The organism is Bacillus sp. FSL P4-0248, from assembly GCF_038593305.1.
Lineage (GTDB): Bacteria > Bacillota > Bacilli > Bacillales > Bacillaceae > Bacillus > Bacillus safensis.
Genome location: NZ_CP151983.1, coordinates 329030 through 345748, shown reverse-complemented (window position 1 = coordinate 345748; position 16719 = coordinate 329030). Strand labels below are relative to the sequence as shown.

15 protein-coding genes are annotated in these 16719 nt (G+C 42.7%); 3 read left to right on the top strand and 12 right to left on the bottom strand.

What is annotated here, in order from left to right; all coding sequences use genetic code 11:
• Positions 1-34 precede the first annotated feature (34 nt).
• Positions 35-991, bottom strand: coding sequence for an acetylxylan esterase (locus NST65_RS01835; RefSeq protein ID WP_111927550.1), 957 nt, complete (start codon positions 989-991; stop codon positions 35-37).
• 210 nt (positions 992-1201) lie between these two features.
• Between NST65_RS01835 and NST65_RS01830 the strand changes: the two genes are divergently transcribed.
• Positions 1202-1987, top strand: a complete 786-nt coding sequence (locus tag NST65_RS01830) for a carbon-nitrogen family hydrolase (RefSeq protein WP_111927551.1) — start codon at positions 1202-1204, stop codon at positions 1985-1987.
• A 191-nt stretch (positions 1988-2178) separates the two neighbouring features.
• On the opposite strand, the gene NST65_RS01825 is transcribed toward NST65_RS01830, so the two are convergent.
• On the bottom strand, positions 2179-3096 hold the full coding sequence (locus NST65_RS01825; protein WP_111927552.1) for a LysR substrate-binding domain-containing protein: 918 nt from the start codon (positions 3094-3096) through the stop codon (positions 2179-2181).
• A 116-nt stretch (positions 3097-3212) separates the two neighbouring features.
• On the opposite strand from NST65_RS01825, the gene NST65_RS01820 reads away from it, so the two are divergent.
• Positions 3213-3986 carry a class I SAM-dependent methyltransferase gene (locus NST65_RS01820; RefSeq protein ID WP_111927553.1) on the top strand — a complete coding sequence of 258 codons (774 nt, stop codon included), beginning with the start codon at positions 3213-3215 and terminating at the stop codon, positions 3984-3986.
• A gap of 222 nt (positions 3987-4208) precedes the next feature.
• Here NST65_RS01820 and NST65_RS01815 read toward each other — a convergent pair whose 3' ends face one another.
• The 5 genes from NST65_RS01815 to NST65_RS01795 form a co-directional block, all read right to left on the bottom strand.
• Complete coding sequence (locus NST65_RS01815; RefSeq protein ID WP_111927554.1) at positions 4209-5585, bottom strand: MFS transporter; 1377 nt, start codon at positions 5583-5585, stop codon at positions 4209-4211.
• Between the two features lie 120 nt (positions 5586-5705).
• Entirely contained in the window at positions 5706-6713 is a 1008-nt protein-coding gene (locus tag NST65_RS01810; RefSeq protein ID WP_111927555.1) for a LacI family DNA-binding transcriptional regulator, read from the bottom strand.
• Between the two features lie 77 nt (positions 6714-6790).
• On the bottom strand, positions 6791-7738 hold the full coding sequence (locus NST65_RS01805) for a dihydrodipicolinate synthase family protein (protein ID WP_342489258.1): 948 nt from the start codon (positions 7736-7738) through the stop codon (positions 6791-6793).
• Positions 7739-8082: 344 nt separating this feature from the next.
• On the bottom strand, positions 8083-8640 hold the full coding sequence (locus NST65_RS01800; RefSeq protein WP_003214270.1) for a shikimate kinase: 558 nt from the start codon (positions 8638-8640) through the stop codon (positions 8083-8085).
• An 85-nt stretch (positions 8641-8725) separates the two neighbouring features.
• Positions 8726-9499 (bottom strand): IclR family transcriptional regulator, encoded by a 774-nt coding sequence (locus NST65_RS01795; protein WP_024427257.1) that lies wholly within the window; start codon positions 9497-9499, stop codon positions 8726-8728.
• 148 nt (positions 9500-9647) lie between these two features.
• Here NST65_RS01795 and NST65_RS01790 point away from each other — a divergent pair, with 148 nt between their 5' ends.
• Positions 9648-11006 carry a hypothetical protein gene (locus tag NST65_RS01790; RefSeq protein ID WP_025092800.1) on the top strand — a complete coding sequence of 453 codons (1359 nt, stop codon included), beginning with the start codon at positions 9648-9650 and terminating at the stop codon, positions 11004-11006.
• 46 nt (positions 11007-11052) lie between these two features.
• Here the strand turns inward: NST65_RS01790 and NST65_RS01785 are convergent, their stop codons facing one another.
• From NST65_RS01785 to aroD, 5 genes are all read right to left on the bottom strand, one after another.
• The gene (locus NST65_RS01785; protein ID WP_111927557.1) at positions 11053-12366 is read right to left on the bottom strand and encodes an MFS transporter; all 1314 of its coding nucleotides are present in this window, start codon (positions 12364-12366) and stop codon (positions 11053-11055) included.
• Positions 12367-12411: 45 nt separating this feature from the next.
• A complete protein-coding gene (locus NST65_RS01780; protein ID WP_080701232.1) occupies positions 12412-13614 on the bottom strand; it encodes a CoA transferase in 1203 nt (400 codons plus the stop codon).
• A 125-nt stretch (positions 13615-13739) separates the two neighbouring features.
• A complete protein-coding gene (locus NST65_RS01775; protein ID WP_041116575.1) occupies positions 13740-14120 on the bottom strand; it encodes a cupin domain-containing protein in 381 nt (126 codons plus the stop codon).
• A gap of 23 nt (positions 14121-14143) precedes the next feature.
• Positions 14144-15904 (bottom strand): thiamine pyrophosphate-binding protein, encoded by a 1761-nt coding sequence (locus NST65_RS01770; protein WP_111927558.1) that lies wholly within the window; start codon positions 15902-15904, stop codon positions 14144-14146.
• Positions 15905-15942: 38 nt separating this feature from the next.
• Positions 15943-16716, bottom strand: coding sequence for a type I 3-dehydroquinate dehydratase (gene aroD / locus NST65_RS01765; RefSeq protein ID WP_111927559.1), 774 nt, complete (start codon positions 16714-16716; stop codon positions 15943-15945).
• Positions 16717-16719: the final 3 nt, after the last annotated feature.

The following is a 16719-nucleotide window of genomic DNA, read 5'->3' as shown; positions in this document are numbered from 1 at the left end:
AAAGAGGCCCTCATAGAGCGGCCTCTTTGTTCTTTTATTTGAGCAAGTGCTTTTGTAAGAAGGAGAGCTTCTCTGTTTGAAAAGCCGGGATAAACTCGTGTCCAAAATAGCGGTATACCTTCAGGTCTTTATCTGTTTCTAAATGGTTGTATGCCGCAAACACAGTAGATGGCGGGGTAATTTTGTCAATCAGACCGATCGCCATCAATGTTGGCTGTTTGACCCATCCAGCTAAATTGATTAAGTCAAAATAGCTTAATGTCTCAAATGCCTTTTCTTCCACTTCCGGGTCACTATTTCTCCGAAAGTACGAATTGATTTCTAAATAAGGCTGCTCCAATGCCGCATCCACTGCACGCTCAAAGTTTGATAAATAAGGGTAATCTGCCGCGACGACCTTCGGAATATCTGAAAGGGCTGCAGCTGCTACCGCTAATGCGCCTCCCTGGCTTCCACCAATTACGCCGATCCGGTGTTTATCCACTTCAGGGAAGGACTGAATGACTTCGAGTGCACGAACCGCATCTAAATAAACACCGCGATAATAGTAGGTCTCTTTTGATAAAATGCCTTTTGTCATCCACCCCAAAGCGTGACCGCCTGGTGTCACTGTCTGATCTTCACTGCCGCCTTGACCGCGGACGAGCATACCAAATGTGGCATAGCCGTGGAGCGCCCAGTTGACGATGTCGTGAATGCCGCCGTCATAGCTGGCATTATAGCCATGAAAACGAACGAGCGCTGGATGCGGGCCAGTTTGATCAGGTACAGCATAAAAGCCTTCAATTTTAGAATGTCCAAAGCTTTGATACGTCAGGTGGTACACCCTGACGCCTTTCACTGGATAGTCATACGGTTCAAGTATTGGCTTTGCCTCCACTTGGCGCAGTTCTTCGAGTGATTTCTTCCAAAAATCTGAGAAATCAGGGCGTGCTGTTTTCTTTGGTTTATATTTTTTTAGCTCTTCAAGTGGTAAATCGTACAATTGCATATCCGAGTATCCCCCTTTGTTTATTCATTATATGTATCATAACACCGATTTCTTGAGTGAGAAAGCCATTTAACAAAACCTTCTGACATTTCTATTGGCAAAGATGATGGAAACCTTTATGATAAAGAAACTGGCCTTGAAGACTAAAATAAACCATTACATACATTCATGATTTTCACATGACATATAGCAAATAAAGGAGGAACTCGTATGAAAATCGCCCTTGTCCAAATGGACGTACAAATTGGAGAACCAGAAGTGAATTTTAAAAAAGCAGCAGCGTTTTTAGAAGAAGCGGTTCGCGAGCAGCCTGATTTGATCATTTTACCCGAAATGTGGAATACCGGCTACGCCCTTGAACAAGCCGATCAGCTTGCGGATGTAAACGGTGAACGCACAAAACAGCTCTTTTCCTCCTTTGCCCGCAAGCATCAAGTGTATCTCATCGCAGGCAGTGTATTAAATAAGCGGACAGAAGATGAAAATATCACCAACACGATGTATGTCTTTAACCGCCAAGGGGAGCTTTTGTTAGATTATGATAAAATTCATTTATTCCGCTTAATGGATGAGCATAACTATTTAACCGCTGGTGATCAGCTTGGTTTATTTGACTATGGTGAAGATGTGACGATTGGTGCAATGATTTGCTATGACCTCCGTTTCCCACAGCTTTCCAGAACACTTGTGAACAAAGGAGCGAAGGTGCTCGTCAATACGGCGCAATGGCCGTCAGCAAGAGTGGACCATTGGCGCAGCCTGCTCATCGCAAGAGCGATTGAAAACCAGTCATTTATGATTGCTGTTAACAGAACAGGCACAAGTAGAGACACGGAATTCCCTGGACACTCTATGGTGATTGATCCACTCGGCCGCATCCTGCTTGAAACAAGCGATGACGAAGATATTTATTATGCGGAAATTGATCTTCAGCTAGTGGATGAAGTCAGACAGCAAATTCCGGTTATGACGGATCAGCGTCTGGACTTATATTAAAAAGCAGGGTGCTCCCCTGCTTTCAGCGTGTAGACAAACCCTCGCATTCGGTGCTCGCCCTTCCTAGACTTCAAAGGTTTTCTATCACGCTGAAAAGAAGACAAAGGGCTAAAATCAAGATCATTTTAGCCCTTTGTCACCATCTTAAAGCAGGGTGCTCCCCTGCTTTTTGCGTTTAATTAAACGTTTGTTTAAGCCTTCCCTTGATTCTGATAAAGGTCCATGAAGGCTTGAGCGGCTTTCGTTAAATACCTTTCTTCCACATATGCAAACACAAGTGTGCGGGTGGGGCATGAATCAATGTGTAAATAAATGACCCCGTTCCTATCCTCTTGTGCCACCATTTTCGGCACAACGGTCACCCCTAGTTCGTTTTTGACCAATGCCTGTGCTGTTTGAATATGACTTGTTTCAAAAGCCGCTTTTGGCTGAAAACCGTGATGACGGCACAGCTCCATGACCACTTGCCGAAAACCGTATCCCTCTTTCAGCATAATAAATGGGGTACCTTCAAGAAGCTGAAAGGAAACGATTTCGTGACCGGACTCTTTTTGGCCTGCTTGCTTGATAATCTCGTTCAATTCCTCTGATAACCATGGCTGAGCAGCTTGCGGAACTGCAAGAAGGAGCGGCTCTGTCAGCATTTGTTTCGTTTTCAATGATTCATGCTCGACAGGCATAGATAAAATAGCCAAATCCAGTTTTCCAGCCAATAGACGTTTTTCGATCTCACGAGGAGACTCTTCTATCAGTTGAACGTGAACATGAGGATACGTTTGACAAAAGGTTTTTAATAAACCGGGCAAGACATAGCCCCCAGTCACTGCTGGCGCTCCAATGTTCAGCTCTTTCCCGATTTCATAAGCTGCTTCTCCCATTTCACGCAGCAAATCATCTCTTTCCTTCAAAATATTCTCAGCCCTTTTAATGAATCGTCTCCCTTGAGGTGTGGGCGTTACTTGTCCATACTTTCGAATAAATAGCGGTGTGTCTAATTCCTCTTCCAGCTTCTTCATTTGCTGGCTTAAAGAAGGCTGTGCAATATGAAGTTGATCCGCTGCTTTTGTAAAACTTTGCTGCCGGTACACTTCCATGACATATTCCATCATTCGTATATCCACTTTCATCACCTCATAGGTTTTAACTATCCATGTCATATCTTTTATGTCTTAGACAAATAACAGAAGGAATTCTACGATAAAGAGACCACAAAGGGGGAAAAGAAATGAATCCATATGCTAAAACCGAGAACCAATTTTCACAAAATGCCGAGAACTATCGAGATTCACCTATATTTGCGGCCGGAGAAGAGCTGGAATGGATGAAAACAACTGCAAATGCGAAGGGACATGAGCATTTACTTGATATTGGCTGCGCGGCAGGACATACCGTTTTTTCCTTTTCAGACGTTATCTCTAAAGGGGTCGGCATTGATGTCACGCAAAAAATGATCGAGATTGCAGCAGCACTTGCGGAAGAACGCCGCCTGAACCACATTACTTTTGAGCAGGCAGCCGCAGAAGCATTGCCCTTCTCTGATGAATCATTTGATTTAGTGACGTGCCGATTTGCTGCTCACCACTTTCCAAACCTTCCGGCAGCCATGTCTGAAATCAGCCGAGTCTTAAAAAAAGGCGGCCAATTTCTGCTCGTCGATCATTATGCACCTGAAAACCCTGCACAGGATTCATTTATTAATCACTTAAATAGACTGAGAGACCCTTCTCATGTGCGGGAAAGCTCGTTATCAGAATGGAAACAGCTCTTCGCTGACAACCAATTGACTCAGAAAGAGATTCGTTCCTGGGATCTTCATATTGATTATCAGGACTGGATTATACGTGGACGCACGCCAGAGAATACTCAAAAGGAGATCGTTTCCCACCTTCAAGCCGCAGACCCTGACACAAAGCAGCTGTTTCAGCTTCAATTCGATGCACAGCATCAGCCCATTTCTTTCTGTTTAAAAGCTTCACTGATTCAGGGAATCAAGAATTGACCTTATAGAAAAAGTCTACCATTGTCGGTAGACTTTTTTAATCTTCACTGTCTCACAGGTATTGCTTTTCATGTTCGTGACACGTCTCTCCTTACGACAAGGAGTGCTAGATCATGTTTCTATTATATGATAAATGAACGAAGATAGGTGAGGCATTTTAGATCCTCTGAATAAAAAAAGAACCTACCCTCTTTGGAATAAGTTCTTCACTGCACGCGTCACTTACGGTGCAATATCCTCTAATACTTTCTCGCGCGTTTCTATCATTTTAAAAGCAAGAATTGCTCCCACTACCGTCATACTTGCAAAAAGAATAAAAATAGTTGAAACACCGCTTACCTCTAAAATAAAACCTATCATAATAGGAGCGATCGCTGAGGCCAGCCTAAGCCACGCTGTAGCAAATGCCGTTCCAATCACCCTCATACGTGTCGGATAAATTTCAGGTGTATATAGATAGAGGAGAACTGTAATTGTCCCCATCATTCCGTAAGCAGCAGACCCTAAATAGATGACGCTTTCTGGTGAAGTCGCTCCGCTGATCCATAAAGCCGTTAATAAAACACCTGTTAATACAAATGCAATGGTTGCCCAGCGCTTTCGTCCTACTTTATCAATTAAAAACGCACAAGCGAATACCCCTATGGTCTGTAAAATATTTGTGAGAGATGCTGCCCTTAATGAATCTCCGACTGGCAAATGGTAAACCGTATTATAAAGACTTGGTAACCAGTTATTTAAACCATTCGATACAAAGTAGGCAGAAAACCATAGTCCCCATACGACCAATGTTCTTTTACGGTAAAAAGTTGAAAATAGCTCTTTCCAGTCGCCTTTTTCAGTACTGCTGGATACTTGATTTGCGACAGGCATTCGTTTGTCAGTACTGGCTTCAATTTCTTCAATAATTCTTTCGGCTTCATCTAACCTGCCTTTCGAAATAAGCCACCTTGGCGATTCACGCAGCATGAAAAAGAATACAAAGACGATTAAACCTCCAATGCCTCCAATCAAGAACATCCATTTCCACCCAAAGCTAGGTACAACGAATGCACCAATTTGAGCTGAGATCATTAATCCTAATGGAAAAATCATCTCATAAAGCATAAAAAATCTCCCTCTTCCTTGGGCTCGGGACAACTCATTAATATATGAGGCTGCTACCGGCACCTCTCCTCCAACTCCAATCCCTTGAATAAAGCGGAAAATAAAAAGGGCCATAAAATTACCTGAAAATACACATGCGATACTCATAATAGACATGAGAAATACCGTCCATTTTGCACTAAATACACGGCCGCGCCTTTCTGCTAACCACCCAAAGACAATAGCACCAATCGCTTGTCCTATATAACCAGACCCAATAAGAAGACCAATCTGTGCAGGTGATAAATTCCACATGCCGATGAGGACCGGGAGAACAAACGCTAAAGATAGCGCATCAAAAGCATCAAAAAAGGTAGCAGATCCCATAATGATCCGAGGTTTTAAATGCCACCTCGAAAAAGGTACACTTTCCATCCTGGTCAATAGTTGTGAAGCTCTATCAACAACTTGCTCATCATGAGAATTTGAATTTCCGCTGAGTTCTAACGTCATGGTATCTCCTCCTTATTGGAGGAAATGATGCAAAAGTACATGCCGAAGAGCGCTAAAGAAATCGCTTACATTTTAAATCAAGAGAAATTCTCAAGCGATCTTACGAGTTTTCAGCATCTATCACATCTTTTTTGGCGTTCCAGTGGTGCCCCGATCTATATAATACATAGGGAAAATATGCTCCATCGCCTCTAACTGTTGTCCTTCCAACAACTGTGTTAGTAAAGAAACAGCTTTTCTTCCCATTCCAACTAAATCAACATGAACAGAAGATAAAGAAGGGGTTAGAAAACTTGCAATGGGCACATCATCGGCACCAACGACAGACAAATCATGAGGTATTGACACATTTGCGTTTTCTGCCGCTTTCATGACCCCTATCGCCAAAAAATCTGAAGAGCAAACAACTCCAGTCATGTGCTGGTTTCCTTGGAGAAATTGAGAAACCACTTCTACTACCTTTCCCCCATCAAATTCATCTAACTCAAACACAAGCTCTTTGTTCATTGTTAATCCTAAACGTTTCAGTGTGCGCTCATACCCCTTGTAATATCTCACACTATGCATCGAACTCATTGGACCATTGACCAGCCCAATGGTTCGATGACCTTTATCAAATAAGGCCGTTACAGATTGACAAACACCTTCTTCATCATCTGGCCTGACACATGGAAATGGTGAATCCTCTAAGTAACTTCCGACAACAATAATGGGAATAGCCAAACTTTTTAACCAATCCATGCTCAATTCTTCATTTCTTGGAGAAAATAAAATGGCACCATCTACAGCCTGCGTCTCAAGTAACCGCTGCTGCTGAACAGATGTAAATGACATCAGCATATTGAATTCGGTCTCATCTAATTCCTTCGCTATTCCATCTAAAATCGTTGAAAAAAATGGATTATTCAAAATATATGAACCGCGGGGAACCACTACAGCAATATTCCCAGTCTTTCTTTTCACGAGCCCTCTCGCTCCTAAATTAGGGCGGTAGCCTAACTCATCAATCACTTGTTTGATTCTTTCAGCCGTTTGAGCACCTACTCCTGGTTTACCACTTAATACTCGGGAAACAGAGGCTATAGACACTCCTGCTTTCAATGCTACATCTTTAATACTTACTGACACATTTCATACCTCCGGGAGTCTGTTGTTTTATACCCTATTATAACCTGACTCACCTTCATCATGAAATCAATGGTCTGTTATCTACTGACGTTTTCCTTAAGCAAACCAACACTTTGAAGGCCCTGGCGAATCTCTTCTTTTTCCTTTTGAGTTAAAGGTAATACCGGCTTTCTAGCAAGCGAACTGCTGATCAAGCCTCTCTGGAACATCGCTTCCTTCATTCGCAGATGAGAGGTAGATGAAGGTTCATCCATTTTATATACAGCATGCTTTAATTCAAAGATTCTATCGTACACTTTATTAGCTGCTGCAAGGTCTTGTTTTTCCACACATTTCACAAGTTCAGCGATCAAATCTGGCACAAAACAGCCGAAACCGACAAGCACCCCATCAATCCCTTGAACTAATGTTGGCAATAAATATTCATCGTGACATGTGAGCAGCGATACATCTGGTGCATGCTTTTTCAATGCGCGCACATCGACTTCATATTGCGCCATGTCTCTTTGACCAATTTTGAATGAGACAACATTTTCAATTTCCGACATTTCTAGTAATTGATTCGTTGTATATGAGGTTTTTGTCCACGTTGGATATTGATGGACGATGATTGAAATGTCAATCGCTTCTGCAACATCTTTAAAGAATTGGACAGGTGATTCAGGCTGCATACCGAATCTCAGCCATGAATGCGGCGGCATGAGAAGGATACCTTCTCCGCCAGCTTCTTGAACTGCTTTTGCATGCTGGATTGCTTCAATTGTCCCTTCAGCTGAAACCCCTGAAATGACAGGTACTTCCCCTTTTAATTCGTCGGCTGCAATACGCACAGCTTCAGCTCGTTCATGTGGCAGCAGGGTCATAATCTCGCCCGTATGTCCATTGACAACGATCCCGTTAATCCCTTCGTGCTCCGCCACCCAGCGAACAAGCTTGCGAAATGCAGGTTCATCAATTGAATAGTCATCTTTAAAAGGAATTAAGACAGCCGGGAATACACCGCTCCATTTTTTTTTATTCTTCATCAACAAATTCCTCCCCATTCGATTATAGTAAACGTTTACCGTAAGCGTTTACGTAAACAATCATAGAATGTCCTCACGGAAGTTGTCAACATTATTTTCTAAAGATTATAATAATTCAAAAAACTCTTATTGAAATTTAGATACTATTTTATTTTTCCGAAAAAGAAAATGATCTATATCAAAAACCTCATCATCATGAACTGATTGAAGGAGGATCACCGCTTTTTCCAAACGGCTGCACACCAAAAAAAGGATAAATACATTTTGGTTGTCAAAGCATCATCATATGTACGAAGGAAAAGAATTCAATAGAAAAAAAGTCTACCCTCAACGGTAGACTTTTTTTATTTCGAATATAAATCCCAGCCAAGCTTGAGTGTGTCCACAATATAATTGGCGACTTCCTCAGCCTCTAAATGATCTGTTTCCACTCTTGAGTTATGAAGAGAATAAATCTCCCGGCGCTCTTCAAACAGCTCTTTCATCTCATCAAGCGTCCGGTTGTGAAGAACAGGGCGGTTTTCGATTAAAATATCAAGCCGCTGCTTCCAATTCTCCCACGATAGATCAAGGAAAAGAACGGTACAATGCTTCAAGCAGGCGCGTTTGATTTCTTCCTGTTTGAATGCACCCCCTCCAAGGGAAACAATCTTGAGCTGTGTATGTTCACATAAATCGACGATATAATCCTTTTCAGCCTGCCTGAAGAATGCTTCTCCTTTTTGCTGAAACATCTCTGGAATCGTCATGTTGTACTTTTTCTCAATCTCCTGATCGACATCAATAAAATCTCTATATAGCTTTTTGGCAACCAGCTGCCCAATGGTTGTTTTCCCAACACCCATAAAGCCAATGAGGACAATATTCCGCTGTCTTACAGGAATTTCTCTATTGATTTTCATGGTCGTGACACGTCCTCCCTACGACAAGGAATGCTACATAATGTTTCTATTATATGATAAATGGAGCGCGAAAAGATAGGCAATCTTAAAAATTGTGTTTGACGACGTAGCCGAGCTGTTCAGAAAGCCGCTGTGCCTGTTCTTTCACTTTTTGTTGCAGCTGAGGAATGACTTCTTCAGTAAACCGATGGGTTGGACCAGATATGGATAAACAGGCTTTCACTTCACCATGAATGTTAAAGATTGGTGCCGCTACTGCCGCAGATCCTACCTCGCGTTCATCGATGCTGCAAGAAGTATATGTGTCAAGAATATGTTTACGTTCCTTTTGCCAGTCACCCTTCATCACATGATCAGCCTCAGACGCTAATACTTTTTGTTGAAATTCTTCACTTTGAAATGCCAATAATACCTTTCCGCCTGCACCTGCGTACAATGGCAGCTTTTCACCAATCTTGACAAGATGCCGAATCGATTGCAGCCCTTCCGCTTGTTCAATACAAACCCTGCTTGTTGAATCCAGTACATACAGGTTGACGGTTTCCTTTGTTTCATCACGAAGTGAGTACATGAGTGGCTTAGCCAGTTCCCTCAATTTAATGGACTTCCCTGCAATGTATCCGAGGAGATAAAGCCTTTGACCCAATCGGTATTTCATTGTTTCTTGATTCTTCTCCACAAAATGATTCATTTCAAGTGCCTTGAGCAGTCTCGTTGTCGTAGACATTGCTAAATTCATCTCTTTTGAAATATCCGTTAGCGTCAGCTCTTGACGTTCTTCACTAAAACAATACAGAATATCCAAAGCACGCTGAACTGTACGCAGTCCTGATTCTTCTTTTGACTTTTTATCAGCCATATTCACTTTCTCCTTTTCCCCTTTGATTTCTTATCGACATCAACGATCGATTTTGCTATAATCCATTTTAAACGTTCCACTAAAAGAAAACAAATTCCACCAGACGGAATAAAATCAATTGAAAATATTTGATGGAGGAGATATTTGAATGTACCTGCTCGTTTTTACACTTCTTATCAGTCTATATATTGTTCATCAACTATTTCCTGCTCCTATACTCTCCTATTTTGTTGGTCTGCTGGCCGCTGCTTCGCTCACCATTTCTTTTAAGAAAGCAAGCGGGCTTTATTTGAAAACAGGCGCTGTATTTCTCATCATTGGGTTGTTCTTATTCTTCTTATCCGGCCAGCCATTGCACACGTTTTTTCTTCACTTTCATTCCATGCTGGGCTTGCTTTCTCTCTTTTTCATGCTGCCTTTTATTCATTCTCTCATACATGTTGGACATTTCGATACACAATTAAATAAACTGCTCACACTGCATACAACGAGCTCAAACCAGCTTTATCGCAAGAGTTCATTTGTCACTCATATACTCGGCATGTTTTTAAATATCGCGACGATTCCCTTACTCTATACATCGCTCAAACCGTCGCTTGAATCCCTAAAAGAACAAGTGAAACAACATCTTTATACACGCAACCTCTTAAGGTCATATGCATTATGTTTAAGCTGGAGTCCTGTTGAAGTGCTGGTAAGCGTCACCATTGATGCAACCAAACTAAAATATTATCAAATTGCACCTATTACTTTTGGTTTAATGGTCGTCGTACTGGCGATAGATTGGATGCTTTTTTCTCGTCAAAGCAAACGATTACCAAACATCATTCAGTCTTCAGAAACAAACGCCAATCCTCATCGAATTAAGCGAAAAACCCTTCAGCTCGCTTTCATGCTGCTAGGTTTTATGACAGTCGTCTCACTTGTCGATGCATGGATTGGGAAAGGCTATTTATTCGCTGTAGTACTGACGATTATTCCATTTGCTCTATTATTCTCTTCTGTTATCAAAAAAAGAAAACAATATATCGCTGTCTCTGTGCCTCATTGGAAAGAAAGAACCCGTCAGCTCTCCAACTATATGTGTCTATTTTTAAGTGCTGGCTTCTTTGTCGATATGCTCCTTGCGACAAACAGTATGCAGCCGATTCAAGCATTTATTGTCAGTATATCAGACCATGCCATTTGGGTTTATTGTGTCATTGGGTTGTATTTTCTGATCACCGCCCTTTGCGGTTTTCACCCGCTCGTCTCACTTGCTTTGTTAGTGAGTATGATGGCACCAGTCATCCATGAACTGCCTGCTCTTCCCATTGCCATCATGCTGATCGTTGCTGGCACATCAACTGTTATGTTTAGCCCTTTTAATGTTTCTGTCTCCCTATTAGCTGATTTGATGAAGGTCAACCCTTACCGTATCACTCGCTGGAATATATGGTTTGCCAGCCTTTATATCAGCATGGGTATCGCATGTGCAGCGATCATCACCGTTATCTTTTATACATAAAAAAGAGAACTCATCCTTGAGGCTTGAGTTCTCTTTTGCTTTCTCTCTATGGCTTTAATTGAATACGTTCAATTTTACCTACGATAAAGATGTACGACAATGCCCCGCCTAAAGCAACTAAACTGACGAATAAAATTCCTCCATTGTAAGAGCCTGTCGCCGACACGATGAATCCGATAATCAGCGGAGTGATGATCCCAGCTAAATTAGCAAAAAAGTTAAATACGCCGCCAGCCAGCCCAACCATTTCCCGCGGTGCCACCTCAGACAGCATCGTCCAAGAGATATTAGACAGTCCTTGCGCAAATGAAGCGATGGATAAAATGGTCAGCACAAGCGGGATATTTGTTGTAAAATTTGCTAAAACAATGGTACTCGTCATTAGCAAGCCAACCACTACTGGCAGCTTTCTTGCTACATTCACTGATACGCCCTTTTTAAGCAGCCAATCAGATACATAACCTCCAAACAAGACCCCAAAGAAGGCAGCAATATAAGGAAGAGAAGCAGCAAAACCTACCTTGAGAAACGCCATATTTTTCGCCTCTGCCAAATAGGTCGGAAACCATGTTAAAAAGAAAAAAAGGGTAGACGCAACAGAGAATTGGCCAATATAAAGCCCGATCAATTTACGATATTTTAGAAGGGCGGCAAAGTCCGCCCATTTCAGCTTCTCCTGTGATGCGACTGTCAGCCCATCGCCTTGCCGGATTAATTCTAACTCATCTTCATTTATCTTCGGATGCTCTTTCGGTTCGTGATAATACTTGTACCAAAAGAAAGCAAATATGATACCGAGCGCACCTGCCGTAATAAAGACGGTTCTCCAATCGAAAGTCGTCATGATCCAAAATAGAAGAGGTATCGCAAAGGCAAGACCCACATACTCTCCAGCAGTATAAACACCTGTTGCAAAAGCCCGTTCCCGCCTTGGAAACCATGTGGTGACAATACGGTTATTTGCAGGAAAAGCGGGAGATTCTGTAATCCCAATAAACAAACGGCAGCCGAATAAAAAGGCAAAGCTGTTCGCAAACGCCTGTAAGCCTGTGAAAATAGACCAAGTAACGAGTGATATCCCATACGTTACCTTTGAGCCAAATTTATCGAGAATAAAACCGCCTGGTATTTGCATCGCTGTATATGTCCAGCTAAATGCCGAAAAAATCAAGCCTAATAAGGCAGGATTTAATTGCAATGAAGATTGAATCGCAGGAGCAACAATGGATACACTGGCTCGATCAATATAATTAATAGCGGTAATAAAAAACAACAGAATCAATATGCCAAAACGGGCTTTCGTTGGTTTCACATATGCGGGCTGCAATTCATTCCCCTTCAGTTCTGAATGCACTTTCATAACCATCCTCCTTTGTTTCCGCAGCGTGCGGTTCGGTTGAGCGTATTAAATTACCCCTTTTTCTTCTAACTGCTTACACTCTTCTTCTGTTAAGCCAAGCATATTTGTTAAAATCTCATAATTATGTTCGCCTAAATCAGGTGCAATGTGACGGATACTTCCAGGTGTTTTTTCAAACTTCGGAATGATCCCAGGCACCTTCACTTTTCCAAGACGAGGGTGATGCACCTCGACGATATTCTCTCGTGCTTTAAATTGTGGATGCTCAAAAATATCTCGAATACTTAAGATTGGGCTCACAGGTACGCCATGTGTATCTAAAATTTCTAATACGTCATCCCTTGTTTTCGACGCGATCCATTGCGAAACGATCGCATCCATTTCTTTGTTATGCTTCAGCCTGGATGCATTGACCGCAAATTTTTCATTCTCTAGTAAATCTAATCGATTCATCGCCTCTGCCAATCGATTGAAGGTCGAATCTGTACTCGTCACAAGAACCAAATAATGACCATCCTTTGTCTCATAGGTACCGGCAGGGCTTGAATGTCCGCTTAGCCCCGGTGAACGCTCACGCACCTTCCCAAGCTTGTCATATTCTGCAACCAAAAACTCTAACATACGAAACACAGATTCATAGAGGGCCAAATCCACCATTTGCCCAGTTCCTTCTGGATGTGTATCCCTGTAATACATCGCTGTCACAGTAGCAAACGCCACGTAGATGCCAGCAATATAATCAGTGAGAGAAAAGGAAGGGCTGACTGGATGCCGGTCTGGAAACCCTTGAATATATGTAAAGCCGCTAAACGCCGTCGCTGGTGTTCCAAATCCGGCTTTGTCCTTAAACGGGCCCGTTTGACCATAACCCGATACACGAATCATAATTAAACGAGGGTTGATTTCTTTTAACACATCGTACCCAACGCCCCATTTTTCCAGTGTTCCAGGGCGGAAATTTTCAATCAGCACATCGACCTGACCCGCAAGCTTTTTAAAAATGTCCTTTGCTTCGTCTTTGTGCAGATCCAGTGTAAGGGATTTCTTATTCCGCGAGAGACCTGACCATCTAAGTGGTTCTCCATCTGCAAAAGGGCCGACATGCCGCAGCGTATCGCCTTTGCCAGGAATCTCGACCTTGATGACCTCTGCGCCAAAATCCCCTAGAAGCACCGCGCCATAGGGTGCAGCAATCATCGTAGAGACGTCTAATATTTTTATTCCTTCGAGCGGTGTATTCATATTCATTGCTTGACTCCCTTTCATTCAAGTGATGAAGGGCTAAAATCATTCCTAATTTTAGCCCTTTTCATCTTTCTGATTGACCCGGAAAGCCCTGATGATCCAAAAGGAGGGCTTACCGGTGCAGGTTTTTAATCCTTTGGAAGCTGCCCTTGCGGTGTGTAGAGCCAAATGAGCCATAAAGGTTCATCTCCTGTATTGACATGCTGGTGCGGAACACCGTCTGGAATGAACATGAAATCATTTTGTTTAAAGGACTGCCTTTCTCCATCACAAATGACTTCGCCAGATCCTTTAATCACATAATCAAATTCCTCTGAACCCGGGTGATTGTGCACTGAACTTGCTTCCCCCGGTTCAAAAATGGTGAGACCCGCCATCATATGCTCTGATCCAACAGTATCAGGTGTAATGGTTTGAAATACCTTTCGAATCATTTGCTCCTCTGGACGATCTAAGCCTAACCATAATGGGTTCCCATCTTGAAACGGATTCAATACTTTAATTTTCATTGTTAATTCCTCCCTCGTTCTGATTAATTCACGCTGACATGTGAGCGCTTTGAATTTGGTGAATAAATGTCATTAATATTCCAATGTCCATCCGTAGGAACAGGATCATTTTTCATCGCTACATCAATAACGCAAGGCTCCTGAGAAGCAATGGCTTCAGCTAAAGCTTCTTTGAATTCAGAAGCAGAGGTGATTTTAATCCCCTTCATTCCATAACCTCTCGCAATGGCAGCAAAATCCGGTGAATAGCTTTCTCCACCTTTTCTGAAAACAGTGCCGTACGTCGTTTCATAGTGCGCCATTTGCAAACCGGCTATTGTTCCAAATGCACTATTATTCATCACAATCCACACAACAGGAATGTTCTCTTCAACTGCTGTTGCAAGAACGGATGGATTTTGACCGAAGCCGCCGTCTCCAACGAGTGACACAACAACACGGTCAGGCTGGGCAATCTTTGCCCCAAGTGCGGCAGGGGCTCCAAATCCCATCGTTGCAAAGCCGCCTGGCGTTAAAATAGTACCTGGCGTGAGCACAGGAAATTGCTGTCCGACCCCATTTTTGTTCCAGCCAACATCCGTTGTAATAAAGGCATCTGGCGGCAATACTTCCCGTACTTCCTGCAAAATACGCTGCGGCTTCATTGGGAAGGATTCATCTTGAACATTCGTCAGATTGCTAGCCTGAAAATCCTTACGATATAACGCAATTTCCTTTTTCAATTCAGGACGATCCAGCCCTTTTGGCAGTCTCTCTCTCGCCACTCGATTGAGTACAGTCAAGGCTTGCTTAAGATCGGCTACTGCTCCAATTTCAACAGGATAGTTACGTCCAATTTCATTCGGGTCAATGTCAATATGAATGAGCTTGGTTGATGGGAAACGGAATGTATAATCTGATTCCCACGAGCTCGCATCAGCTTCAGCAAAACGGGTGCCTAAAGCCAATATATAATCTGCTTCTTTGCACTGATCATTGATAAATTTTGTCCCCCAAAACCCTGTCATTCCAAGAGTCATTGGATGATCATCCGGCATGGCTCCTTTCCCCATCAAAGAATGGGCGACAGGGATACTCAGATGATCAGAAAATGCCTTTAATTCTTCAGCTGCATCAGCTAAAATAATGCCTCCCCCTACATATAAGAGCGGTCTTTCTGCCTGCAGCAATCGATCCAATATCCGATTGGCCGTTTGATCATCAATAGAAGGTTTTTCAATGGTGTGTGTATGATGGTTGATTTGTTCAAACAAGGACACATCTAGGTCCTTTGAGAACACATCCATTGGAACAGAAATAAGCACCGGGCCAGGACGGCCGCTTTCAGCTAACTGAAATGCTTTTGATAAAATCTCTGGAAATAATTCTGGAATATCGACTCGCCATGCTCTTTTCACAAACGGCCGGTAAATTTCGTATTGAGAGGCATCGGAATGAAGATTGATCTCTTGATGTGGGTGCTTTCCGTAATAATGACTTGGGACATCTCCTGCAATGACAACCATTGGAATGGAATCAAGTGCTGCATTCGCTACCCCTGTTGCCGCATTGGTGAGTCCGGGTCCTAGATGACTGAGAACAACAGCCGTCTGTTTCTTTGCCCGCGCATAACCATCAGCTGCATGTGCCGCTATCTGTTCATGCCTGACATTGACAAATTGAATCGAGCTTTTTTCAAGCGCTGATAAAAAAGCAATATTCGTATGACCGCAGAGACCGAAAATATGCTCGACTCCCCGATTTTCTAAGTACTGAATAACCTGTGTAGAAATATTCTTCTTCATGTTTCTCTCCTCTCACGGTGCAGCTATGAATCTGCTACTCACTTATTCTTTGAAAACACAATAGATAGAACATTGTTCAAATCCTGTATCGCCACTTGCCCGGGAGCTGAGCTTTCTTTCCCTACAGCAAAGGTCATGACAGATCCAAAAAGTCCGCCAATCATTCTTGTAAAAGCCCCGTATTCTCCCATTGCCATTGAAATAACGGGAATTGACAGCTGCTTTTTCGCATGGCTGGTCGCCGAGAGCAGTGTTAATGCATCGTCATAGGAATGCGGCATCACTGCGATCTTTGCGATGTCGGCGCCGACTGATTCTGCATTGACGAATAGCTGCACGAGACGATCTACCTCAGGGGTACGCTGGAAATCGTGATACGACACAATCAAGGTGATCCCATTTCTTTTAGCCGCCTGACTGACTTGCTGTATGTGTGTCACATCATGCATCAATTCATAATCAACGGCGTCCACAAGCTGAGTGGAACAAAGCTCGGCAAGCAGAGAAACCTTCTCAGATTCTGAGAGTGATATACTTTCGCCGCCCTCCTTTTCAGAGCGAATCGTGAATAAAAATGGGATACCCTTTGCCTTTTCTACCATTCCCTTAAGAGTTTCTATCACTTGTTCCTTGTCATGAAGGTGATGAAAAAAATCCGCCCGCCACTCTATCACATCAGGATTTTTCTCAGTTAACACCTCGACCTCATGAAATAATTCTTCCTTTGTTTGTCCGATGAGCGGCGTACAAATCATTGGCTGACCGCCTGCCTGCACACTTTTTACCTTTTGCTGAAATGCATTCACATCCATACG

Excerpts from the sequence above, each read along its gene's own strand:
- NST65_RS01795 (WP_024427257.1), bottom strand. The coding sequence starts at position 9,499 with ATGGCTGATAAAAAGTCAAAAGAAGAATCAGGACTGCGTACAGTTCAG.
- NST65_RS01835 (WP_111927550.1), bottom strand. The coding sequence starts at position 991 with ATGCAATTGTACGATTTACCACTTGAAGAGCTAAAAAAATATAAACCA.
- NST65_RS01785 (WP_111927557.1), bottom strand. The coding sequence starts at position 12,366 with ATGAAAGTGCATTCAGAACTGAAGGGGAATGAATTGCAGCCCGCATAT.
- NST65_RS01825 (WP_111927552.1), bottom strand. The coding sequence starts at position 3,096 with ATGATGGAATATGTCATGGAAGTGTACCGGCAGCAAAGTTTTACAAAA.
- NST65_RS01775 (WP_041116575.1), bottom strand. The coding sequence starts at position 14,120 with ATGAAAATTAAAGTATTGAATCCGTTTCAAGATGGGAACCCATTATGG.
- NST65_RS01805 (WP_342489258.1), bottom strand. The coding sequence starts at position 7,738 with ATGAAGAATAAAAAAAAATGGAGCGGTGTATTCCCGGCTGTCTTAATT.
- NST65_RS01790 (WP_025092800.1), top strand. The coding sequence starts at position 9,648 with ATGTACCTGCTCGTTTTTACACTTCTTATCAGTCTATATATTGTTCAT.
- NST65_RS01770 (WP_111927558.1), bottom strand. The coding sequence starts at position 15,904 with ATGAAGAAGAATATTTCTACACAGGTTATTCAGTACTTAGAAAATCGG.
- NST65_RS01800 (WP_003214270.1), bottom strand. The coding sequence starts at position 8,640 with ATGAAAATCAATAGAGAAATTCCTGTAAGACAGCGGAATATTGTCCTC.
- aroD (WP_111927559.1), bottom strand. The coding sequence starts at position 16,716 with ATGGATGTGAATGCATTTCAGCAAAAGGTAAAAAGTGTGCAGGCAGGC.
- NST65_RS01820 (WP_111927553.1), top strand. The coding sequence starts at position 3,213 with ATGAATCCATATGCTAAAACCGAGAACCAATTTTCACAAAATGCCGAG.
- NST65_RS01830 (WP_111927551.1), top strand. The coding sequence starts at position 1,202 with ATGAAAATCGCCCTTGTCCAAATGGACGTACAAATTGGAGAACCAGAA.
- NST65_RS01815 (WP_111927554.1), bottom strand. The coding sequence starts at position 5,585 with ATGACGTTAGAACTCAGCGGAAATTCAAATTCTCATGATGAGCAAGTT.
- NST65_RS01780 (WP_080701232.1), bottom strand. The coding sequence starts at position 13,614 with ATGAATATGAATACACCGCTCGAAGGAATAAAAATATTAGACGTCTCT.